Annotated in this window: 16 protein-coding genes; 5 read left to right on the forward strand and 11 right to left on the reverse strand. The window is 54.7% G+C overall.

The features are described 5' to 3' along the window. Positions 1–147: 147 nt before the first annotated feature. From ACREYP_RS03285 to olsF, 3 genes are all read right to left on the reverse strand, one after another. Entirely contained in the window at positions 148–3,477 is a 3,330-nt protein-coding gene (locus tag ACREYP_RS03285; RefSeq protein ID WP_498881097.1) for an autotransporter outer membrane beta-barrel domain-containing protein, read from the reverse strand. Positions 3,478–4,269: 792 nt separating this feature from the next. Beyond that, positions 4,270–4,920 (reverse strand): epoxyqueuosine reductase QueH, encoded by a 651-nt coding sequence (locus ACREYP_RS03290; protein ID WP_008458534.1) that lies wholly within the window; start codon positions 4,918–4,920, stop codon positions 4,270–4,272. A 115-nt stretch (positions 4,921–5,035) separates the two neighbouring features. Then, the gene (olsF, locus tag ACREYP_RS03295; protein ID WP_166995960.1) at positions 5,036–6,751 is read right to left on the reverse strand and encodes a bifunctional ornithine lipid synthase OlsF; all 1,716 of its coding nucleotides are present in this window, start codon (positions 6,749–6,751) and stop codon (positions 5,036–5,038) included. Between the two features lie 522 nt (positions 6,752–7,273). Here olsF and ACREYP_RS03300 point away from each other — a divergent pair. Beyond that, positions 7,274–8,800: a peptide MFS transporter gene (locus tag ACREYP_RS03300; RefSeq protein ID WP_008458531.1), complete on the forward strand. Its 1,527-nt coding sequence runs from the start codon at positions 7,274–7,276 to the stop codon at positions 8,798–8,800. Positions 8,801–8,864: 64 nt separating this feature from the next. Here the strand turns inward: ACREYP_RS03300 and ACREYP_RS03305 are convergent, their stop codons facing one another. Beyond that, positions 8,865–9,701 carry an oxidoreductase gene (locus ACREYP_RS03305; RefSeq protein ID WP_008458529.1) on the reverse strand — a complete coding sequence of 279 codons (837 nt, stop codon included), beginning with the start codon at positions 9,699–9,701 and terminating at the stop codon, positions 8,865–8,867. Between the two features lie 161 nt (positions 9,702–9,862). On the opposite strand from ACREYP_RS03305, the gene ACREYP_RS03310 reads away from it, so the two are divergent. Continuing rightward, positions 9,863–10,804 (forward strand): AraC family transcriptional regulator, encoded by a 942-nt coding sequence (locus tag ACREYP_RS03310; protein ID WP_008458527.1) that lies wholly within the window; start codon positions 9,863–9,865, stop codon positions 10,802–10,804. A 5-nt stretch (positions 10,805–10,809) separates the two neighbouring features. Here ACREYP_RS03310 and ACREYP_RS03315 read toward each other — a convergent pair whose 3' ends face one another. Both ACREYP_RS03315 and ACREYP_RS03320 read right to left on the reverse strand, forming a co-directional pair. Then, positions 10,810–12,078 (reverse strand): chloride channel protein, encoded by a 1,269-nt coding sequence (locus tag ACREYP_RS03315; RefSeq protein ID WP_008458525.1) that lies wholly within the window; start codon positions 12,076–12,078, stop codon positions 10,810–10,812. A 120-nt stretch (positions 12,079–12,198) separates the two neighbouring features. Then, positions 12,199–13,542, reverse strand: coding sequence for an MFS transporter (locus tag ACREYP_RS03320; protein WP_336819656.1), 1,344 nt, complete (start codon positions 13,540–13,542; stop codon positions 12,199–12,201). A gap of 130 nt (positions 13,543–13,672) precedes the next feature. Here ACREYP_RS03320 and ACREYP_RS03325 point away from each other — a divergent pair, with 130 nt between their 5' ends. Beyond that, on the forward strand, positions 13,673–14,566 hold the full coding sequence (locus ACREYP_RS03325) for a LysR substrate-binding domain-containing protein (RefSeq protein ID WP_336819654.1): 894 nt from the start codon (positions 13,673–13,675) through the stop codon (positions 14,564–14,566). A gap of 174 nt (positions 14,567–14,740) precedes the next feature. Here ACREYP_RS03325 and fabF read toward each other — a convergent pair whose 3' ends face one another. From fabF to ACREYP_RS03345, 4 genes are read right to left on the reverse strand one after another with little or no spacing between them, the layout of a single operon-like run. Continuing rightward, positions 14,741–16,024 carry a beta-ketoacyl-ACP synthase II gene (gene fabF / locus ACREYP_RS03330; RefSeq protein ID WP_034809070.1) on the reverse strand — a complete coding sequence of 428 codons (1,284 nt, stop codon included), beginning with the start codon at positions 16,022–16,024 and terminating at the stop codon, positions 14,741–14,743. Positions 16,025–16,042: 18 nt separating this feature from the next. Beyond that, positions 16,043–17,605 carry a DHA2 family efflux MFS transporter permease subunit gene (locus ACREYP_RS03335; protein WP_166995958.1) on the reverse strand — a complete coding sequence of 521 codons (1,563 nt, stop codon included), beginning with the start codon at positions 17,603–17,605 and terminating at the stop codon, positions 16,043–16,045. Beyond that, positions 17,602–18,645 (reverse strand): HlyD family secretion protein, encoded by a 1,044-nt coding sequence (locus ACREYP_RS03340; RefSeq protein ID WP_336819652.1) that lies wholly within the window; start codon positions 18,643–18,645, stop codon positions 17,602–17,604. The genes ACREYP_RS03335 and ACREYP_RS03340 overlap by 4 nt, the downstream gene beginning before the upstream one ends. Continuing rightward, on the reverse strand, positions 18,645–19,187 hold the full coding sequence (locus ACREYP_RS03345; RefSeq protein ID WP_166995956.1) for a winged helix-turn-helix transcriptional regulator: 543 nt from the start codon (positions 19,185–19,187) through the stop codon (positions 18,645–18,647). Before ACREYP_RS03345 ends, ACREYP_RS03340 begins: the two co-directional genes overlap by 1 nt. A 273-nt stretch (positions 19,188–19,460) precedes the next feature. On the opposite strand from ACREYP_RS03345, the gene ACREYP_RS03350 reads away from it, so the two are divergent. Both ACREYP_RS03350 and ACREYP_RS03355 read left to right on the forward strand, forming a co-directional pair. Further along, a complete protein-coding gene (locus ACREYP_RS03350) occupies positions 19,461–20,624 on the forward strand; it encodes a methyl-accepting chemotaxis protein (protein WP_336709257.1) in 1,164 nt (387 codons plus the stop codon). A 269-nt stretch (positions 20,625–20,893) separates the two neighbouring features. Then, entirely contained in the window at positions 20,894–22,444 is a 1,551-nt protein-coding gene (locus tag ACREYP_RS03355) for a methyl-accepting chemotaxis protein (RefSeq protein ID WP_498881098.1), read from the forward strand. A gap of 35 nt (positions 22,445–22,479) precedes the next feature. Here the strand turns inward: ACREYP_RS03355 and ACREYP_RS03360 are convergent, their stop codons facing one another. Continuing rightward, positions 22,480–23,091 carry a LysE family translocator gene (locus ACREYP_RS03360; RefSeq protein ID WP_008458507.1) on the reverse strand — a complete coding sequence of 204 codons (612 nt, stop codon included), beginning with the start codon at positions 23,089–23,091 and terminating at the stop codon, positions 22,480–22,482. Between the last annotated feature and the right edge of the window lie 25 nt (positions 23,092–23,116).

Below are 23,116 nucleotides of genomic sequence, written 5' to 3' on the forward strand. Positions count from 1 at the left end.
GTGCAGTTTGGGCTGGAAGGCGGGCATCTTTCAGACAATGCTGATTAAGTCTGTTCTGGCTATTATTATAATGACTCATCTCTGTATGATTTTTTTAGGTTGGCGCCTCCAGAGAGGCGCTTTAGAGTTCTACCGTATTCCTTCTTGTCAGAAGGCGTATTTCACTCCCAGCATACCCTGAGTGTCCCGGTAACTACCTGACCCCATCTGTTGCGCCACGTTGCCCCATGCGCTCAGATTTTCGCTTATGTGGCCCTCAACACCAGTTTTTAGCTCTGCCACATTGCGTTGCCCCTGAAGATATGCACTGCTTTCACCCATCTTCACGCCATAATCCTTCGCGGTATAAACCCAGTTTGCTTCCACAAAAGGTTCAAACTGACGGAAGGAACCTTTGTCATGATGGCTCTGTCCGGTCATTGACAAGCGTACACCCAGGCGTGTCTGGACGTTATCACTTCCCCTGCCTTCCACTTTCGTACCGTTGACTTCCGTGTGATTATCGGCTTTCACGCCGGACCATAGCACCTGTGCCTGGGGCGTTATGTAAACGTTGTTTTCCATTCCGCCGGAGGTTCTGTATGAACCCGTATGGAAAACATACCCCGTTTCCAGTGACGCGCTCAGACCTTTTGATTTGTACTTCTCATACGCCAGTTCATCACCTTTAACGGAGTTATCGAACCAGTTCCATGCCATCCAGCTGTCTGCATACAGGCCGGTTTTGTCCTTCGAATTCTGGTGCCAGGTGCTGTAGACACCAGCGCTGTAACCCCACACAGAGCCTTTTGAGTTATAACCGGACAAAGTGTTACGGGAATTACTGTACTGTTTACCGTAGCCGCCCATCAGACCAAGATGCCACGCATCGTCGTTGCCGGTGCTGCCGTTGAAGATATCTGCCCCCATCTGGAAGACTATCCGGTTTGCGGCGTATTTTGACTGACCGTCCGAGACATGTCCTTCCGTATGGCCCCCCACAGAGCGTACCCACAGACTACTTTCGTGACGCTCTCCGGTGGCCAGGTTTGTGTATATCATGCCACTTTGACGGTCTTTGAGACGCATGTTGAACATTGTTGCGGCTGCCTGAAGGTTGGCGGCGTAATTTCCTCGCTCAGGACGATAAGTGTGTCCGGTATCGGCATTGTTATGAGTTCCATTACTATTACCGTTATTATCGTTATTGCCGTTATTGCCGTTATTACCGTTATTACCGTTATTACCGTTATTACCGTTATTACCGTTATTACCGTTATTACCGTTATTACCGTTATTACCGTTATTACCGTTATTACCGTTATTACCGTTATTACCGTTATTACCGTTATTACCGTTATTGCCGTTATTGCCGTTATTGCCGTTATTGCCGTTATTACCGTTATTACCGTTATTATTTTCACTCTGACTGGTGAGATACCAGTTATTGTTATTCATGCCGGAAGGGGTACCCTGCTGGAGATGATACTCATAACTGCCGGCTACAATTCGCCCTTTCTGAATAAAGGCACCGGAGGCGGAGTTACCGGTGGAAATAACTTCAATTCCCTCCAGGGTCTGTGCCCCGATACCGCCTTCGTTGGCGACCCTGATGTAGGTGGTGCCGGAAGCATTCCCGCTGATGGTCAGCTTATCTGTCAGGCTGTCATCGCCACCCAGCACAGTTCCGAGAGAAACTGTACCGCCATTTCCGGTCCAGTCGCCTTCCACGGCCAGGGTCTGGCCCGCATTAGTGGCTCCGTTATTAATCATTACCAGTCCGCTGTTAATCATGTCACCGTACAGTGTTACTGCTTTCGGCAGTGCATCTGCGCCGGTATCATTAATTAATACGGTACCACTGTTGTTCAGTGTGGTGACGGTCTGGCTGTTGCCGCTGAGATTAAGGGTCGCACCTTCAGCTACCGTCACACCGGAGGTGGAGGCAAAAGTATCCTCAACACCGGTTTTAAGTGTGCCGCGGCTGACCGTAGTAGTACCTGTGTAAGTGTTGGTTCCGGATAAAATAAAGCTGCCTTCACCATTTTTACTTATGCCTCCCCTGCCAGAAATCTTGCCTGAAAATGTGGTAGCGGTGCCAGCAGTATTATTTTCCGTGAGGGTATTATCGCCTAGTAGAATCTCTCCTTTTCCGGATAGGGCATTTACTTGCTGATTGTAACCTCCAAGATCTAAACTGGCACCAGAGTTAACGACCAAGCTGTGGGAGGTCATGATTGCATTTTCCACACCCGTCTTGAGCGTTCCTTTCTCAATCAGAGTATCGCCAGTATAAGTATTGTTACCGCCTAAAATCAGCGTTCCATCTCCTAATTTTTGTAGGCTGCCCGTACCTGCTATAATGCCTGAAAGTGACATGCCTACACTGTTAGTGTCTAATGAAGAGATACTATTTCCATTTAGATTGATATCGATGCTGGATGTTAGCGTCGATTTGTATGCCTGAAGGATTCCACCGTCGAGAGTAAAAAGGGGTGGAATACTGCTTCCCCCATAAACAATGCCGTTCTGCCCGCCAATGGACAGTTTGCCGCCATTGGAAATGATCATCTCCGTAGTGCCAGCAGAACTTGTCGCAAGGTATAATTTGTCTGCAACGGTGATGCTTGCTCCGTCGGTAACCGTAGTTTTGGCTGTACCTTCATCTGCGCCGAGATAGAAAGTATTAACATTTAACGCTGAGCCCTCACCCATGACGGTAATAGCGGTGTCAGAATTGTCATTGCTGTTACCGGCAGCGAGCATATCTGCATTGACAATGCCACCATTAGATATATTGAGATATCCAGTTCCACCTCGGCCGTAACCAGTCCCCCCCATACTTAGTAATGCTCCATTAGAGACATTAACAATACCTCCATCGGATACGTTTAGTTCTCCGATAAAACCTTGAGATCCAATTGTTAATTGCTGAAATGGGGTGCCGGCCGCATCGCGGCCAGGCTTTACAGTCAGAGCTGAACCATTTCCCTGTACGTTAATCGTGCCTTCAGCGCCATATCCGGTGTAAACATCAAACGAGTTAACCTTGCCGCCATCGATAATGTTGAGAATATTGTTTTTACCTCCTCCAGCATTACCAACACGGATCTGGGGGCTGGTTAGTGAGGAGCCATTTCCGGAAACTACAATATATGACGACAGACTGTTATCGCTTCCAATGAAAATATTTTGCTCTGCTAACACAGTTGCACCATTTTGCACCTGCATATAAGCTTCTTTATCGCCCGATGCAGCACCGTTACCGATACTTATGGTGCCGCTTAGCGGTAATGTATTAGTATACTTTGCGGCAATTGATGTGCCCGATCCTGTAACAACAAAATTTGATGAGGTATTATATTTTTCACTGTACGTGAGAAAGCTTGCAAATTCTCTTGAACCACTTTCGTATACAGTGTCACTTGATGCTGAAACTCCAAAGTTTATTCCATAAGCGATCATGGAAATCGACATGGCAATTTTTTTAATTTTCAAAGCATATTCCTTAAGCTCTGGTGTTAATGAGTGGGTAATTTATAATTGATACTCTGGTGTTTTTATTTTTATGAGGTTGCTTTGAATCTTTGCAAAAAAAAATATTAATGTATTAGCATTATCAGATAGGGGGGCATGCTCCTTTTCTTATGGCGCTTTCAGGTAAGCTACCGCCCGTTACTATACCAAGTACACTAGGGAAAATAATTATCAATACTTGTGGCGAGTTACTATCAATGAACATGCATTTATTTGCGCCTTATTCATCCTCATATGAAGAGTTCACGTATGTGAGTTCATTCCCAGACGAGAGTACAAAGAATACCAAATTAAATAAATGTCAAAAAAAAGCACCAAAGTTTGTTACTGAAAGTTATTGACATTACGAAAAAATGTATTTTATTCCCCGTGAGCTTGGTGAACCTTAAGGTTGTATTATTTAGGAGAGATGTTTTATGAGAAAAATTTAGAGAATTCAAGTGGATTGGTAAGTAATATCATTGAGTTATGAGGTTGATGTTTCTATTCCCCCAGTTGTCTTGGTTCATCGACTCCTTAGCCTCTATATATTAAGGCGCAACTTCATCGTTAAATTTATTTTTGGGTGCTCATTTATCACTCAATAGATAAAGCGCTAACGCATATAGATTAACCCGCTCCAAGTGAGAAGAATTGTTACATCTGGTTATTTACCAGACTCTACGCGATAGTTTTCGGAATAGTTCCCGTTATTTCATATGTTCACTAATTTATGTTTAAATACTTGAGCATTGTTCCCTTGATTCCCTTTTCTTAAACATGTTTATAGTTACCCGGCTTGATTAACGCTTTCCCCTGCGATGTTCGATAAGCGTTGGCATCCCGCAAAGAATAAGCGCAGCCGCAATACTCCTGCTGATAAAACTGCTCGCGTTTGCAGATCTCTACCGTGCGCGCGGAGCCACCTTGCTTACGCCAGTTGTGGGTCCAGTAAAACATTCCCGGATGACGCGCCGCTGCTCGCTGGCCGCATTCGCAAACCTGCTGAAAATTCTTCCAGCGTGAAATTCCCAGCGAACTGCAAATCGCCTCGAAGCCGTGTTCAGCCGCGTACAGCGCGGTGCGCTCCAGGCGCATATCAAAACAGGCCGTACAGCGCGCGCCGCGCTCGGGTTCCCATTCCATACCTTTCATGCGCGCAAACCAGTTATCGGCATCATAATCCGCGTCGATGAAGGGCACGCCGTGTTGCCCGGCAAACCGCTTATTCTCCTCCTTACGGATGAGATACTCCTTTTGCGGATGGATATTGGGATTGTAGAAAAAAATCGTAAAGTCGATATCCGAGGCAAGCAAAGCCTCGATGACTTCGGAAGAGCAGGGCGCGCAGCAGGTATGCAATAACAGCTTGTTTGCACCGTCCGGCAGCACAAGCTTCGGGCGCTTAAATTCGGTGGTTGTCATGATATGTTGGCGGAAAGAAGGAAAACGGCGTGGATTGTACCACTAAAATTGTGGTCAATGGGCTTTGCCAGCTTAAGGTGAGGCGGGAGACTGCTTCTCCCACCTTAGCTAACAGTTATTCCTGCCCTGATAAATGCATCCCGACGTACCGCTCATAGCGGCTTTTTTTCAGGAACGTTAAATCCACCAGCACCAGCCCATCGACGCAGTTGTTGAAGGCCGGGTCGCTGCCAAAATCAATAAACTGCACACCGCCCGGCTCGCAGAGTTCCGAATATTGCTTATACAGCGTCGGGATGCCGCAGCCCATATTGCTGAGCAGGGATTTTAACCGAGTCAGATCTTCGCCGTAATCCTCTCCCTTGAACTGCGCCAGCACGTCGGGGAGGCTTGCCGGGTAAGGGCTGCGGGACGAGGCCAGCGGATGGCTCGCCGGGAACCACAGCCGATAAAAGGCGACAAGCAGATCGCGTGCGTCCGGCGGCAGGCCACCGGAAATAGATACCGGGCCGAACAGGTAGCGATATTGCGGGTAACGGGCCAGGTAAGCGCCAATCCCCGACCATAAATAGTCCAGGCCACGGCGGCCCCAGTAGCGAGGTTGAATAAAGCTGCGCCCCAGCTCGATGCCGTGCTGCAGCACATCGTCCATTTTTTCGTCGTAGTGGAACAGGCTATAGCTGTAAAGCCCGTCTAAACCGCGTTTTTTGATCTGCTGAGCGGTAGGCATAAAGCGGTAGGCGCCGACGATCTCCAGGTCCTGCTCATCCCAAAGGATTAAATGCAGGTAATCGTCATCATACCTGTCGAGATCCCGGCGTTTGCCGCAGCCTTCACCTACGGCGCGAAATGCTATCTCACGCAGGCGACCAAGCTCGCGCAGCAGCGGAGCCTCTTCTTTGGTGTCGTTTCGCTGCCAAAGATAAATCACTTTATCGTCGGCGGTTCGGCCCAGACACTCGGCTTTAGCCAGCTCCCGGCGCAGCGTGGCCCGGTCTTCCGCCCGGGCAATCGCGCTTTCCGTTGTGAATTTGCCGGACAGCCCTTTACCCAGCAGCTGAACGTGCTGGCGGCACTTTTTAGCCAGTTCGCGCGGGATTTGCTGTGGACTATGCCAGCTTTCCCAGGGAATGCGCTGGCCAAGCGTGATTGGCAAAGTGGAGTTGCGGCGGCGGAACATTTGCTGCATCAGCAGCAGCAACGGCAGCGCAGGGGAAACCATCGCGCCAGCATAAAACAGGGCGCTGTTACGCGCGTGGATAAAGGCCGGCAGAAGCGGCACGCGGTACTTCGCGGCAAGCTTAATGAAGCCGGTGTGCCAGTGTCCTTCGGCAATGCCTTCCCGGGATAAACGAGACACTTCTCCCGCCGGGAAAAAGATCAGTACGCCGCCGTTTTGCAGCTGCTGTTCCATCTGCACAAGCGATGATTTAGGCGTGCGGCCATTGATATTGTCGACCGGGATAAACAGAGAACTCAGCGGTTCGAGGTGATTGAGCAGGCGATTGGTGACGACTTTAACATCGCGGCGGACGCGGGAAACGGCATACAGCAGCGCCAGTCCATCAAGCGTGCCCGTTGGATGGTTGGACATCATCACCACGGGGCCACTTTCAGGGATATTTTCTAATTCACGGGGAGAGATATTACAGCGGATTTGCAGGTGGTCCAGTACCTGTTCGACCATGTCGAGGCCACGAAGATGAGGGTATTGCCCGGCAAAGGCCTGAAACTCTTCCTCATGCAGCAGGCGTCTTAACAGATTTTTTTGCCAGGGTGCAGGCTTAGCCTGAGGCCAAAGATCGTCAAGTACGTTATCGATACTAAACATGTCAGCTCCTCCTAACTTCCTGTTGGTGAAAGTATAAGCAAAAGATGAAGTTTTCGTGTCAGTGAGGTGATGTTTCAGGGATACGCGCAGAAGCGGTGCCGATTTTTTATTCCGCAGTGATACATCGATGGGGGGTTAACGCGATTTTGGGCTTAGGTAATGGGGTAAACCCTGATGAGTTGTAGGTTAATGGCGAGTGTTTCGTGAAAAAGCGTGATTTTTATTTAATTAATTGTTTTTAATGAATTTTAATTTTGGTTGTTTGAGATTTTATTGTCAAGATGAAAGCGCATTTAATGAGATTTTTATCATGAAAAATGAGAGTTAAGTCGATTTTTAATCTAAAAACCCTCTATTAGACACTAAAGTTACTCTTCGTCCTGATGATTTTTCAACGATCTACGCTAAAGTAGCCGCCGCTGGCTAACGACCAGCCTATGATTAAAAATCTGCAACCGAACGCCGGGAACGGCGTTTTATCAACACCGCATCAAAAAAAAGATAACCTATGGGAGTTCACAGATGAGTCACTCTGCGACGAAAACAAAAACATTTTTCGGGCATCCGTACCCGTTAAGTTCGCTCTTCCTCACCGAAATGTGGGAACGTTTTTCTTTCTACGGGGTTCGCCCGCTGCTCATTCTGTTTATGAGCGCCGCGCTGCTTCAGGGCGGGATGGGGCTGCCGATTGAGCAGGCATCCGCCATTGTCGGGATCTTCGCCGGCGGTGTGTATATCACGTCTTTACCGGGCGGCTGGCTGGCCGATAACTGGCTCGGGCAGCGCCGCGCCGTCTGGTATGGCTCGCTGATTATTGCCCTCGGCCACCTCTCGATTGCGCTGTCGGCATTCGTGGGCAACACCTTCTTCTTTGTCGGCCTGCTGCTGATCGTCCTGGGAACCGGGCTGTTCAAAACCTGTATTACCGTCATGGTCGGCACGCTGTACAAAAAAGAAGATACCCGCCGCGACGGGGGCTTCTCGCTGTTTTACATGGGCATCAATATGGGCTCGTTTATTGCCCCGCTGATCATCGGCCCGCTGCATGAAAAATACGGCTGGCATATGGGCTTTGGCCTGGGTGGCTTAGGGATGCTGGTTGCGCTGTTCATCTTCCGCTTCTACGCCATTCCGCAAATGCGCCGCTACGACAAAGAAGTCGGCCTGGATTCCACCTGGAACCGCCCGACGACCGAGCGTAAAAACGTCGGTAAATGGGTGACGCTTGCCATGGCGCTGCTTGCCGGGCTGGTGGTACTTATCTCCAATGGTACGATTCCGTTCAACCCGACGGTGATAGCGAAAAGCTCCGCCTACATCATTTCTACCTGCGTGGGCCTCTACTTCCTGTTTATGTTCTTCTTTGCGGGCTTAACCAGCAGCGAGCGTTCGCGCCTGCTGGCCTGCCTGATCCTGCTGATTGCGGCGGCGTTCTTCTGGTCTGCCTTTGAGCAGAAGCCGACCTCCTTCAACATCTTTGCGCGTGACTATACCGACCGCCAGATGGGCAGCTTTGAAATCCCGACGATCTGGTTCCAGTCGATCAACGCGCTGTTTATTATCCTGTTAGCCCCGGTCTTCAGCTGGTTCTGGCCGTCGCTGGCTAAGCGTAATTTGAACCCGAGCAGCATGACGAAATTCGTTATCGGCATTCTGTTTGCGGCGGCAGGTTTTGCGGTGATGATGGCGGCGGCAAACCAGGTGCTGGCGACGCAGAGCGGCGTTTCTCCGTTCTGGCTGGTAGGGAGCATCCTGCTGCTGACCCTCGGTGAGCTGTGTCTGAGCCCAATCGGCCTCGCGACCATGACGCTGCTGGCACCGCAGAAAATGCGCGGCCAGGTGATGGGGCTGTGGTTCTGCGCCAGCGCGCTGGGTAACCTGGCGGCGGGTATTATGGGCGGGCACATCAAAAAAGATCAGCTTAGCTTGATGCCGGAGCTGTTCTCCCACGTCTCTATCGCCCTGGTTATCTGCGCCGTTGTGCTGGCCGCGCTGATTATTCCGGTCAGAAACATGCTGAGAAACGCGGATGCCAACGAAGCTAAATAACGGTTTTTAAGCACCTGGCCCGGTAGCCTTTATGGGGTACCGGGCCTTTTTATTTTGTGGGCCGCTACTGCACATCAGTCGAACGACTTACCGTTTCCCACGCCTCAATATCTGCTTCCATTCGCTCAAGCTTCTCTTTGACGAAGGTAACGGCGTCGCTGCCCAGGAGCAGGGTTGCCGGTGGATGAGGGCTGTCGATAAGCGCCAAAATTGCTTTGGCGGCTTTGATCGGATCGCCCGGCTGCTGCCCGCTGCGTTTCTGGCGCGCGTCGCGAATCGGGCCGAAGCTCTGGTCATAATCGCTGATGCTGCGCGGGCTTCGCACCATAGATCGCCCGGCCCAGTCGGTTCTGAAGGAACCGGGCTGCACGGCGGTGACCGCGATATTAAAAGGCAGGAGCTCTTTGCTCAGCGTTTCGGAGATGCCCTGCAGGGCAAATTTGCTGCCGCAGTAGTAGCTGATACCGGGCAGGGTGATAAAGCCGCCCATCGAAGTGATATTGATAATATGGCCCGTACGACGAGTGCGGAACCCAGGCAAAAAGGCTTTTATCATCGCGACGGCGCCAAATACGTTGACGTTGAACTGGTGAATCAGTTCGCTCATCGGGGATTCTTCCATCACCCCCTCGTGCCCGTAGCCTGCGTTGTTGACGAGTACATCAATAGCGCCAATCTCCTGTTCCACCGAAGCCGCCAGCGGGGCTGCGGCATCAAAGTCGGTGACGTCCAGAATTCGGGCAAAACACTTGCCGGGTGCCAGCGCCTCAAAGGCTTCCTTCGCCTGGTGATTACGCACGGTTCCAACCACGCGGTGTCCGGCTTTCAGGGCTTCTTCTGCCAGCGAACGGCCAAAGCCGCTGCTGACGCCGGTAATTAAAAATAACTTCGACTGGCTCATTATTATGTCCTCCGTTAATGGGAGGTAAATCGTAGGGCTGGAAGGACTGAGTGAGTAGCCTGGATCCTCTCTGATGTTTGCCTATTCCTATGAGGTGTCTGGACGAGGTGAGGTTTCACTGCCAGACTCTGCCAACATTTCCCTTGGCCAGATGAACCGCTATGACAAACGCCAGCCTTCTGGCCAGTAAACAAATGGTTGAGCTTCTGGATCGGTTAACCCCGCATGAAGGCTACAATCTCACCGCGCTGAACGAAGTCCGTTTCTTACGCTCTAATCGCCCGCTGATGCGAACCCCGGTTCTTTATGAGCCCGGCATTGTGATTGTGGTGCAGGGGCGTAAACGGGGTTTTTTAGGTGAGGATGTCTATTTATATGATGCCCAGCACTACCTGATGGTTTCCGTGCCCGTGCCGTTCACCATGGAAACGGAGGCCAGCGCCGAAGAACCCATGCTGGCTATCTACATGAGGTTAGACTTTACGCTGGCTGCGGAGGTGATGCTCGCGCTCGATGGCCGAGGCATTGAGCTGGCCTGCGAGCCACGCAGCATGATGTCCAGCCCGATGGACGAAGCGATGAGCGCCTCCGTACTGCGTTTCCTCCAGGTGATGTCGACGCCGCTGGATGCCGATCTCTTGGGGCCGGCTATGATGCGGGAGATTTATTATCGGGTACTGACGGGCGCGCAGGGGCAGACGTTACGCAGCGCGCTGACGATGCAGGGGCAGTTTGGCAAAGTGGCGAAGGCGCTGCGCAAGCTTCATGCTGAATTTAATGCGCATCTGGACGTTGATGCTCTGGCAAAAGAAGCGGGCATGAGCGTGCCCACTTTCCACAGCCATTTCAAAGCGGTGACCAACACTTCCCCCATGCAATATCTCAAATCCACAAGACTGCATCAGGCGAGATTGTTGATGCTGCGAAACGATCTGACCGCTTCGGCGGCCAGCGCCCGCGTGGGCTACGAAAGTGTGTCGCAGTTCAGCCGCGAATTTAAGCGTCTTTTTGGGCTCACGCCGCTTAGCGAGGTGGCGCGCATGCGGCAGCATTTTTCCATGCCGGCCCCGCTTGCAGAGTCGGCATTTATCTCTTCCCACTGAAGAGGTTAGTACCGGTATTTCTTATCCAGAATTCGGCAGGTTGTATAAGCCCCGGCGGCGCAGAGCAGCGCGGGGGCAAAATAGCCGTGATCCATATGGGTAAACTCCATCACCAGCGCCACGGCGGTGATTGGCATCTGCATCGAAGCGGCTAAAAACGCCGCGCCACCGACCAGCGCAAAGCTGCCCACGTCCCCGCCAGGGAAGACAAACTGCCAGACCACCGCCAGCAGCAGGCTTAGCAAAGCGCCCACCGTTAAGCCCGGCGTCAGCAGCCCACCCTCAGCGCCGCCTCGCAGGACGGCGAGGATCACCAGCATTTTCAGCGCCAGCAAAATCGCCGCGAAGTTAAAGCTCAGGCCGTTGCTGATGGCAAGCTGCATCGGACCTTTGCCGTTGCCCGGCAGCTGCGGGAACCACAGGCTAAGCACGGCCAGCAGCGCAAAGGCCAGCAGGCAAAATACCGGCATCTGCCAGTTAGTTTTTACCTGCGTTCTCACGCTTGTTGTCGCCTTGCGGAACAGCCAGGCTGCATAACCGAGCAGCGGGCTGGCAACAATGGCCCAGGCGATAAACGCGTGGGGAAGCGCAAAAGAAGCGAAGTGATACTGCGACTCATCCCCCAGCCCCAGCGTGGCGACCCAGGCCGCTACTGCCGAAGTGATAACCGCCGCCAGCGCTTTCTCCCAGCTGAACGAGATCAGCAGCACTTCCAGCGTGAACAGCGCTCCGGCAAGGGGCACGTTATACACCGCAGCCAGGCCCGCGCCCGCGCCGCAGGCAATCAGCGTCCGGGTTTCATCCGGCTGCAGGCTGAACTTCCGGGCGAGGAGCCCGGCCGCCAGCGCGCCCATTTCCCGAGGGGCCACTTCACGCCCGAGCGGGGAACCCAGCGCAACGGTAATGATTTGCAGCAAAGCATGAACAGTGGTGGTGCCCGTAGGCATCGGCACGGCAGGATTTGCCACGGCGGCAGCGATAGACACTCTTTTCTTGCCGTAACGCGCGAGCAGCCACCAGCCAAATCCGGCGACGGCCCCGCCGCCAAGAATCGCCGCGACCCGGCGTAAATGCGTGGCGTCCGTCACGCCCTCAAGGAACGTCTCGCTCCCAACCAGTTGGTCAATGCTGTAGCCAAAAGCCAGGTGCTGAATAGCGTGTAAAATCAGCGCGAGAAGCATCCCCGCGATGCCGGCAAGAATGCCGGTAAGTACGACCGCAATCAGGCGCACAAGGTAGTGTTTAGCGTCAGCCTGGTCAGCTTGCTGGGTCATATTGGGATCCTTAACGCGGGAAAATTCGATGATAAGGGAGAAGAATTAAACAGTTAGTATAAATGTAGCATTCATCCGGCCCGAATCTCTCTCACCTTTCCCCACGCAGATTGCCCTTGTTTAACTCGCTTTCTGGCATGCCGCAAGCAGCATGCCTGCCACAGCGGCAGCGCCCAGCAGCCGGAAAGCCGTTGCCCACTGTGTTATATCGGGAGCCTGCCCGAGCACGACGGAAAGCACCGCCAGCATCATTGCCCCGGCCATATACTGGCTGGTGGCCATCAGGGCGCTGGCGCGTCCCTGTTGATCAAGCGGGGTGGATGACAGCCCCACAGCGAACATCGCCGGGAAGATGAGCCCGTGGCCAAGCCCGCTTAAGGCGATACCACTGATAAATACTGCAGACAGCGGGGACGCCACCCCGACGGACAGCAGCCCCAGCCCCAGTGCCGAACAGGCAAACCCGACGGCCAAAACCGTGGCGCTGGCGTAACGGGCCGTCAGGCGGGTAAAAAGAGTATTGCCCGCGACGATTAATAGCGCGAGCGGCGTGAACATCAGCCCGGTGGTAACGGCATCCTGCTGCAGCGTCTGCTGCCAGAATAGCGTCATGGCATAAAACTGGCTCCCCACGCTTGCCATATAACAGGCGCTGCTGAGCCAGCCCGTTTGCAGGCCCAGCAGAGCGCGAAGCGAGCGGGCCAGTAAAGGCTGAGGGGCGTAGCGCTCGTGCAGAATAAACAGGATCCCCATGGCAACGGCGAAGCGGTTGGCAATATAGTCAGGCTGCCCGGTTTCGCCATAGCGCATCAGCGCCCAGACCAGTGCCCCGGCGGCGAAGCACCCGACCAGCGACCCGATGCCCGTCTGCTGTTTTTCGCCCTGCGTTCTGAGCGGGAGATAATCCCGGCGAACCAGCCACAGCGCAAGCAGCCCCGGCGGAATGTTAATAAAGAAAATGGTTCGCCAGTCCAGCGCGGCCAGGATCCCGCCCAGTATCACGCCCGCAACCAGACCCAGCGCGCCGATGGCGCTCCATATCGCCAGCGCCCGTCGGTGCGCCTCGCCGTGAAACCGCTGCGCCATCAGCGCCAGTACCGCAGGCTGCAACAACGCTGCCGCCATCCCCTGTCCGCAGCGGGCAATGAGCAGCAGCGTGCCGCCCTGCGCCAGCCCACCAACCGCTGACGAGAGTAAAAACAGCGCCATGCCGAAGCTGAACATCCGGCGTGCCCCCAGCCGGTCGCAGAGGCTGCCGCCCGCCAGCAAGAGGGCGGCAAACGTCAGGCCATACAGGGAAACCACCCACTGCATCTCGCTGAGAGAAAGATTCAGGCTCTGCGCCAGCGTGGGGAGCGCGACGTAGACAATTGCATAGTCCAGCGCAATCAGCGCCTGTGCAATGCCGGGCGCGGATAAAGCGCGCCAGGACCCGGCGGCGGGTTTCGCATAAGTTTGTGTCATCGGCGTTTCCTGCTATTTTCTCTGTGATGAATCATTTTCATCATTTGATGAGCGTGAATAACAGGCTAAGCCTTTGTTTATGGTGCAATCAAAATCATATAATTCAGCCAAGGATGAGTTAAATTCACTCATGAAAAATCGTCGACTCCCGCCACTCACGGCCATTCGGGCCTTTGATGCCGTGGCACGCCACGCCAGCTTTAAAGCGGCAGCGGAAGAAATTGGCGTGACGCCCACCGCCATCAGCCACCAAATTCGCCTGCTGGAAGATTCGCTGGAGCAGCGATTATTCACTCGCTCTGCTAGGGGCGTGGCGCTGACTGCGGCGGGGGAGATTCTGTTTCGCGCCTCCGGAAACATGTTCACCATGCTGCGCGAGGCCGTTGAGTCCATAGCTACAATATCTCAGCCCGGCACGCTCACGCTCAGCACTACTTCGAACTTCCTGACTAACTGGCTGGTGCCGCGTTTACCGTCTTTACATCAGCAGCATCCCTCGCTGGAGCTGCGCTTTCACAGCGGCGTAGCGCTGGCCGATCTCCACGGAAAAATGGCGGACTGTGCGGTGCGTTACAGCATGCAGGCCGATGAATCTCTCGACAGCACGCTGCTGCATAGCGACAGCTTTGTGCTGGTGGCAAGCCCGCAGCTAAAGCTCAGGAGCGTGAAGGATCTCGCGGGGATGACGCTGTTTCATATTGATAACCGGCATGTGCCCAGCCCGGAACCCAGCTGGCAGCACTGGAGATCCGTCTTTGGGCCTGAAGATTTGGATGTGCAGAGCGGCATTCATTTTGACGACGAAACCCATGCGATTCAGGCGGCGATAGCCGGGCAGGGGATTTTGCTGGCAAGCGAGCTGCTGATTCGCCGGGCGCTGCAGCAGGGCTTGCTGCATATTGCGCTGCCGGGCGCGCTGCCTGGGGCGAACTATTATTTTGTGACCAGCCACGAAAAGGCCCGGAGAGAAGATGTGCGGCAGGTTAGGGCGTGGTTGCAGCAGGTGTTTGAGGCAGGTGGCTGATGATTGCCCCTCACCCTAACCCTCTCCCCAAAGGGGAGAGGGGATTGGATCGAGTTTGGTTTCTCCCCTTTCCCCGGAGCGTACAGGAGGGATGAGGGGGACTGGATCGAGCAGAGATTTTCCGTCGGTTTTCCCCCTCTTCCTTCCAGGGAGAGGGCCGGGGTGAGGGTCTGGTTATTCCCCGGATTCCCACCGTTTCAACAGCAGGCTTGCATTCACGCCGCCAAAACCAAACCCGTTCGACAGCGCATAGCGCAGCGTCTGCGGCCGGGCGGTAAGCGCCACCAGATCCAGCCCGGCCGCCTCTTCATCGGGGTGATGCAGATTCAGCGTCGGCGGCACAACCTGGTCACGCAATGCCTGAATAGTAAATATAGCCTCGATGCCGCCCGCGGCGCCCAGCAGGTGGCCGGTGGCGGATTTCGTTGACGTCACAGCCACCGGAAGCGTGCCGAAAAGCGCTTTAATCGCCGCCAGCTCGCCTTTGTCGCCGACCTGCGTCGAGGTTGCGTGCGCGTTGATATGGTCAACATCCGCGGCTGCAATGCCGGCCTGGCGAAGGGCCGCCTCCATTGCTCGCCTTGCGCCGTTGCCGTCTTCCGGCCCGGCGGTCAAATGCCAGGCATCCGCGCTAGTGCCGTACCCGACCAGCTCAGCCAGCGGCGTTGCGCCACGAGCCATGGCGTGTTCCAGGGATTCAATCACGATAAGCCCGGCGCCTTCGCCCATCACAAAACCGTCCCGGTCACGGTCGAACGGGCGTGAGGCGGCTTCGGGATTGTCGTTGGAGGCGGTAGACAGCGCGCGTGCGGCAGCAAATCCGGCCAGGCTGACGCGGTGAATGGCCGCTTCTGCGCCGCCGCAAAGGGCAATATCAGCCTCGCCGCTGCGGATCAAGCGGGCGGCATCGCCAATGGCCTGGGCTCCGGCGGCACAGGCGGTCACCGGGGCACCAATCGGCCCACGAAAGCCGTGCGCAATGGACACATGCCCGGCGGCAAGGTTGGCGAGGAAAGAGGGGATGGTAAACGGCGACAGGCGACGTGGCCCGCGCTCGTCCGTGGTGCGCACTGCATTGGCTATTTCGCTGAAGCCGCCGATCCCGGTGGCAATCACCGTTGCGGTACGATCTTTCTCTTCCTGCGAAGCTGGAGACCAGCCCGCCTGGGCGAGCGCTTCATGGGCGGCAACCAGTGCAAACTCGATGAACCGATCCATCTTTTTACGTTCTTTGGCGGAGATCGTCGCCAGCGGATCAAAGCCGTGCTCAGGATCCTGTTCTACGGACGGCACCTGACCGGCCACTTTGCAGGGGATATCTGCCACGACGTTCTCATCCAGCGCCGAGATGCCGGATTTTCCCGCCAGCAGCGACGGCCAGACATGCTGCACGCCACAGCCCAGCGGGCTGACGATACCCATACCCGTGACCACAATCCTTTTCGCTGAAACGCCCATCATTATTCTCCTGAAATATCAGTGTGGCTGCGGCTTTTTCATTAACGGAACCAGCATCGCAGCAATCAAAAAACCTATCATGATCAGGTAAAAAGCATCCGAAAATGCCTGAGTGCGTGCCTCGCGCAGTGCCAGGGAGGACAAGTTTTTTAGCGCCCCGCTGGTGGCGGCATCCGGGGACAATCCCTGCGCGGCCAGGCTGGCGGCGCTGCGCTGGACAAAATCCGTCATCGCGAGGTTAGCGGTATTGAGATGATCGGCCAGGCGGCTGTAGTGCAGGTTGGTTCTGTCATTCAACACCGTGCCGCACAGCGCAATGCCGATAGCGCCGCCGAGGTTACGCATCAAGTTGAACAGCCCGGAGGCAAGCTTAAGCCGCGCGGGCGGCAGGCTGCCCAGCGTTAACGTCACCGTAGGCGCGACGGCGAACTGCTGCGCAAGGCCGCGAAACGCCTGCGGTAGCAGCAGTTGGTCCGCGCCCCAGTCGTGGGTGATCGGCACGAAGCTGTACATCGAAATGGCAAAGCCGATCAGCCCGGCCATCAGCAGCCAGCGGAGATCCACGCGGTTTGCCAGCCAGGCATAAAAGGGAATCGACATCACCTGGAACAGGCCAGTGGAAAACACCGCCAGGCCGATTTCCAGCGCGCTAAAGCCGCGTACGCTGCCGAGATACAGCGGCGTTAAATAGATCGTGGCGAAAATGCCCACCCCGGCCATAAACGAGAAATAGCAGCCGAGGCTAAAGGTTCTGTCCTTGAGCGCCCGCAGGTCCATCACCGGCTGGGCGTGGCGCAGCGTTCGAATAATAAAGGCGATGCCGCACAGCAGCGCTATCCAGCCGGTTGTGGCGATGGTGTTGTCATCAAACCAACCCCAGCGCGGGCCTTCTTCCAGCGTATATTCCAGGCAGCCGAGCGAGGCCGCCAGCAGCAAAATACTGAAATAGTCCGCGCCGCGCAGCAGCGAGAAATCAGGACTATCCACCTTCACCAGCAGCGGCACGGCGACGGCGATATAAATCCCCGGGATGACGTTAATAAAGAACAGCCAGTGCCAGTTGAAGTTCTCGGTGATCCAGCCGCCGACGGTGGGGCCAAGCGTCGGAGCCAGCGAAGCTAGGCCGCCGATGGTCGCGGCGGCAATAACGCGCTGTTTGCCCTGAAAGAAAGCGAAGGCGGTGGTAAACACCAGCGGGATCATCGAGCCGCCCGCCAGCCCTTGCAGGGCACGGAAGGCAATCATGCTTTGAATATTCCACGCCCAGCCGCAGAGCAGGCTCATCAGGGTGAAGCCTGCCGCCGAGGCGGCAAACAGCCAGCGGGTGGACATCACCCGCGCCAGCCACCCGGACAGCGGAATAATAATGATCTCGGCGATCAGGTAGCTGGTTTGCACCCAGACAGTTTCATCATCCCCAGCCGAAAGGCCGCCGCCGATATCCCGCAGCGACGCGGAGACGATTTGGATATCAATCAGCGCAATAAACATCCCGACGCACATGCTGGCAAAAGCGAAGATCTTTTTTGCCATTGGCATAGAGATGCCCTGCGGCATCGGTGCGGCCTGGGCGGTGCTCATCGCGTGCTCTTTTGATCGACGGTAACGATGACCGACAGCCCCGGACGAAGCACATCCAGTTTTGCGCCGTCACCTTCCAGCGCTATCCGCACCGGAACCCGCTGAACGATTTTGGTGAAGTTCCCCGTAGCGTTTTCCGCCGGAAGAATGCTGAACCGGGAGCCGGTCGCCGGAGAGACGCTGGCAACGTGGCCCTTAAAGGTGTGGTTCGGCAGCACGTCGGCCACCACGGTCACCGGTAAACCGGCTCGCATGTGCGCCAGCTGGTTTTCCTTGAAGTTGGCATCGACCCAAAGCCCCTGGGAAGGCACCAGCGAGAGTAGCTGCATGCCGCTGGTCACGAAGGAGCCGGTCCACGCGCGGCGGTTACCGATCACGCCGTCGAACGGGGCGCGAATTTCGGTATAGCTGAGATTCAGCTTCGCCATCGCCAGGTTAGCCTGCGCCTGTTCCAGCGCGGCCTGGGTTTGTTTTTCACGGGCATCAAGCACCGCGAGCTGGCGCTGGGCGACGGCTTTGTCGGCCAGGGCTTTGCTTTGTTCCGCTCGCGCCCGGCGATAATCCGCCGAGGCGTTGTCGCGTATTTGGGCTGAAATGGCGCTCGAGGCTTCCAGGGCGTTATAGCGGCGGTTGTCGTTGGCTGTTTTGTCCGTTGCCGCCGCCGCTGCCGCTAAAGAAGCGGTGGAACCTTCAATCGTTGCCTGCTGCAGCTGGCGCGTGGCGGCGATATCCGCCAGCGCAGCCTGCTGGGCGGCAACTTCCCCAAGGGCTTTCGCCAGCGCGGCCTGGTAATCACGATCGTCAATGCGGATCAGCAGGTCGCCTTTTTTCACCGCCGTGTTGTCCTGCACCGCAATCTGTTGAATGTAGCCGGAGACTTTGGTTGAAATGGCGCTGATATCCCCGCCGATGTAGGCGTCGTCAGTCGACTGAATAAAACGCCCGCTGTGCCACCACCATGTACCATAGCCTGCGGCCGCCAACACCGCGGCACCAAGTACGGTTAGCGTAATCAATTTTTTCTTATGGGCGGCGTTCATTACTGGTGTTCTCTGTACGGTTCTGGCTGGAATTTAAGCCCGGCGTCGCCGGCGTGTTTACGCTGCAGGTAGTCGTGGCGGTATTTCATCATCGGTGAGGCCGCCGGACCCGGCACCATGGCGTATTTTCCAGGCTCAATCAGCTCGCCGGTTTCTTTATCGGTAAGAATGGGCTCTACCGGGCGCTGGGTTTCGCGCTCAACCAGCTGCATCTGACGCCCTTCGGGCGCGAAGTGGCGGTTGCCCCATTCCGCCAGTGCCAGAATCACCATGCGGAAATCACGCCCGCTTTGGGTGAGGTGATATTCGTAGCGCGGCGGCGAGCTGCTGTAGCAAACCTTCTCCAGTAAGCCATCATCAACCAGCTCTTTCAGGCGGCGCGAAAGAATATTGGGCGCCACGTTGCTGCTCTTCTGAAATTCATCGAAGCGGGTAAAACCGGCCAGGGCATCCCGCAGGATCATGATGCTCCAGCTGTCGCCGATACGGCCAAGACTGCGGGCAATGGGGCAGGGAGCGCTGCACAGAGGTTCGTTTTTCATGGTTCGATCCGGGGGCGGGGTTATCGTCTGGTGACAAATTGGCATAGTGACTTTCAAAATGCAAGTTACTAAATACAGCGCTGATGAAAGTGACTTGATCGTAACGTCACGGATATATTCAGAAAGGCGTCGTTCTTAAACGAAAAGTGCGGATTTAAAATCTTTTCAGTTGACTTATGTCGGCGTTAAATTCTGATTTATTTTATGGGATGGCTTTTCCATAAATCCAGGTAATAAATAATATACCCGCCCAAGTCTCGCACAGGATTACCTATGCTTAAGAATGCCAGCGTTCGAAGCGTTATTGTCTATTTTTTGGCAATATCCTTTTTAGTTATAGATTTCTTAGCATTTGCTTTATCAGCTAGCGTGCTTGTTTTAGCCATGCTTAATATTGCCTGGGTTGTCTTACTCTTCTCCCTGTGGACGTATATGACAATATATCTTGTACGGCCCATTAATAACGTTAAGCGGAGCATTGACGAAATTAATTCGGGGAATTTATCGGTGCATATCCCTGAGTTTGGTAATAATTGTGCCGGACGATTGATTCCGGGCATAAATACGCTTTCCGCCGAAATTACTACCCTGGTAATGGATATTCGCAAGTCGTCCCAGTCGGCCAAAGCGCTTTCTGAAAGCCTGGCGCACCAGAGCGCCACGCTGTCGGTGAAAACCGAGCAGCAGTCGGCGATGCTGATTCAGACGGCATCGAGCATGGAACAGATTTCCGCCGGGACAAAAAACAATGCCGACAGCACCCGTGAGCTGAGCGATATCACCAGCGGCGCGCACCGTTCGGCCAACCACGGCAGTGACCTGATGCAGAAGCTGACCAGCAACATGACCTCAATCACCGACTGCGCCAACAAGATGACGGAGATCATTACCATCATCGACAGCATTGCCTTCCAGACCAATATCCTGGCGCTGAACGCTGCGGTGGAAGCCGCCCGCGCCGGGGAACACGGCAAAGGCTTTGCGGTGGTGGCCGGTGAAGTCAGAAATCTGGCGCATAAAAGCTCGGAATCGGCCAAGAACATTAAGTCGTTAATTGATATCACCAACCAAAACGTTCTGCAGGGCGCAAGCCTGGTCTCCGAAGCGGAAAAAAATATGAAGGATATTGTTTCCGGTTCAGAAAATATCGACGCGCTAATGGGGCATATTTTTATCTCCACCAACGAACAGGAAAAAGGTATTCAGCAAATTACCACGGCGCTCTCCGAACTGGAGAAAGTCACCCAGGGGAACGTAGCGGTGGTGGAAGAGCTGGCCGGATCTTCAGAAGTGCTGAATAAACAAGTGTTCGAGCTGGAAAAAAGAACCAGTAGCCTGCATTTGGGGGCAAGCGATGAGGCAAGCGTAATATTATCGCCCCAGCTGGCACCGCGCCGGGCGTTAAAAAGAGAAGAGGAACACTGGCAGGCGTTTTAATCTTTAACTTTAGAGCAAATAATAAAAGGCTCCGACGCATGAATATGCCGGGGCCTTTTATTTTTCAATGACTTTTTCATTGTGATGCAGATCACATTAAAGCATTGCTTCGGGCCAAAATGCTGCTTTATCGACCGTTCCCCCCTGGTTTTTGCCTGCAGAAATAACCGTGACCTCCGATATCGGTTAACAACGTGGTTACAAAACACGCCATTCCCTCGCGCCAGGCGCCGGGGGCACTCCGGGATGTAGTTTTCTAAGGAACGAGAATGAAACTAAGTAATTTGCGTGTAGGCGTCAGGCTGAGCGGCGGTTTTTTCCTGCTGTTGTTTTTAATGATTCTGATGGGTATCGGCGCCAGCCTGTTCAGCCGGAATAATGTTCACGCCGTCGATGAGATGATTAACCAGCATTTGCTGAAGGAAAGGCTGGTCGAGGAATGGCTGGCGCAGGTCGACAAGAGCAGCGGGAACGCTATCGCGGCAATGGGAACTGAAAATGCGATGCTGCGTAAGAAACTGCTCGCCAGCATTGCGCAGAATTCGGCGGTCACCACCCGAGTCCAGTCCCAGCTCACATCTTTGATTGCGTTGGAAACCGGCAAACACCTGCTGGCGAATCTTGTCCCCGTGCGTGAAAAGTATTTGCAGGTTCGTTCCGAAGGGTTGGCCCGGGCTGAGCGGAGCGAACATGAGGGCATGGATAGCTATATCTCGGAACGTTTTATTCCGATAAGCGAAGAATATCGGCAGGGGCTGCAGGCTCTGCTGGATTTCCAAAAACAGCTTATCGACAACACGCATGCCAGCATTCAGAAAAACTCCCGTAATAATGAGCTGCTCATGTTGCTGCTAGTGGCGCTGGGTGTGGCGCTGGGAGCGGCAACGGCCTGGTACATAACCCGGAGTATTACGCATCCGCTGCTGCAGGCCGTTAACGTTGCCGGCAGAGTGGCGCAGGGCGATCTCACCGCCAAAGTGCATGTGCATGCGAAGGACGAGCTGGGGCAGCTCATGCATTCATTGCAGGAAATGATTACTTCGCTTGGGAGTACGGTTAGGAACGTCAGCAGCGGGGCGGAAAGTATTGCCCTGGCAGCGGATGAAATTGATGCCGGGAACCAGGATCTCGCCTCACGAACAGAGGAACAGGCGGCGAGTGTCGAACAAACTGCCGCGACCTTAGAGCAGCTAACGTCGACGATCAAGAGCACCGCCAGTCATGCCCATCGGGTGAATACGCTGTTTAATGAGTCCGGAGAAATGGTCAAGGCCAACAGCGAACGTATGCACGTGGTGGCCGATGCCATGGGCGAAATCCATGCTGATGCAGGCCGGATGACCGATATCATTGCGGCCATTGAAGGAATTGCTTTCCAGACAAATATCCTGGCATTAAATGCCGCCGTTGAGGCTGCCAGAGCCGGTGAACAGGGGCGCGGTTTTGCCGTGGTAGCCGGGGAAGTGAGAACGCTGGCGCAGAGAAGTTCGGCCTCCGCGAAAGAGATTCGTGACATCATTAGCGCATCCGTGAACAAAATCACCGATGGCCGTAAGCTGGTCACGGAAGCGGATGAGGGCATGCAGGAAATCGTTGAAAACGTTGCCCGCGTGCGGCAGCTGGTGGATGAAATTGCCCGCGCGAGTCATGAGCAAAGCGACGGCATCGCGCAAATTAATGCTGCGATGGGGCAGATCGATACCACCACTCAGCAAAACGCCTCCCTGGTTGAGCAGTCCTCCGCGGCCAGCGGTTCCCTGAAGGAGCAGTCCGGCTTGTTGCTCAACAGTATTCGTGTCTTCACCCTACATCAGGCGTAGTTCCTCAGAGGCAGATATCCTGCCTCTTTTTTTCGCTATTTCAACTGCTCGTAAATCAGCAGCAGCGCAATGATTACCATGAGGACACCCGAAAGCATACTCACCCTGCGAGCGGCCTGAGGGCGGGTGCTTAAGAGCGCTCTTGAACCGTAACCAATCAAGAGATAAATCAGGGTACAGGTCACCAGGTGCATCGCACCCAGAGCGGACATCTGCTGCGCCACTGACCACTTCCCCTGGGGATCGGTAAACTGCGGTAAAAGGGCCAGAAAAAGCAGAAACACTTTCGGATTCAGGCCGCTGATACACATCCCTTTGATGGCCCACTGTTGCCAGTTACCGTTGTTCTGAGCGGCGGCGTTCAGCCCGGGAGGGCTGCGCAAAATAGTGAGGCCAAGCCAGAGCAAATAGAGCGCACCCAGCAGCGTTAGGACGGATAAAGCGAGTGGATGTCCGGCGAGCAGAACCCCCACGCCGGCAACAACAATGATTGTCGCGATAGCATGGCCCGACATCAGTCCGGCCACGGCAGGAATAATTCTGCGGCCATTGATTCCGGCGCTGATGGTGTAAGCCCAGTCAGCCCCAGGGGTGATGATTAGCAGGAACGAAACCAGCCAGAATCCTGCGGCAAGGCTCATCGCCATGATGGTATTTCTCTCTTGGATAACG

The sequence above is a fragment of the Enterobacter sp. TMH.L2 genome, from assembly GCF_050847315.1.
In the GTDB taxonomy this organism is placed as follows: Bacteria; Pseudomonadota; Gammaproteobacteria; order Enterobacterales; family Enterobacteriaceae; genus Cedecea.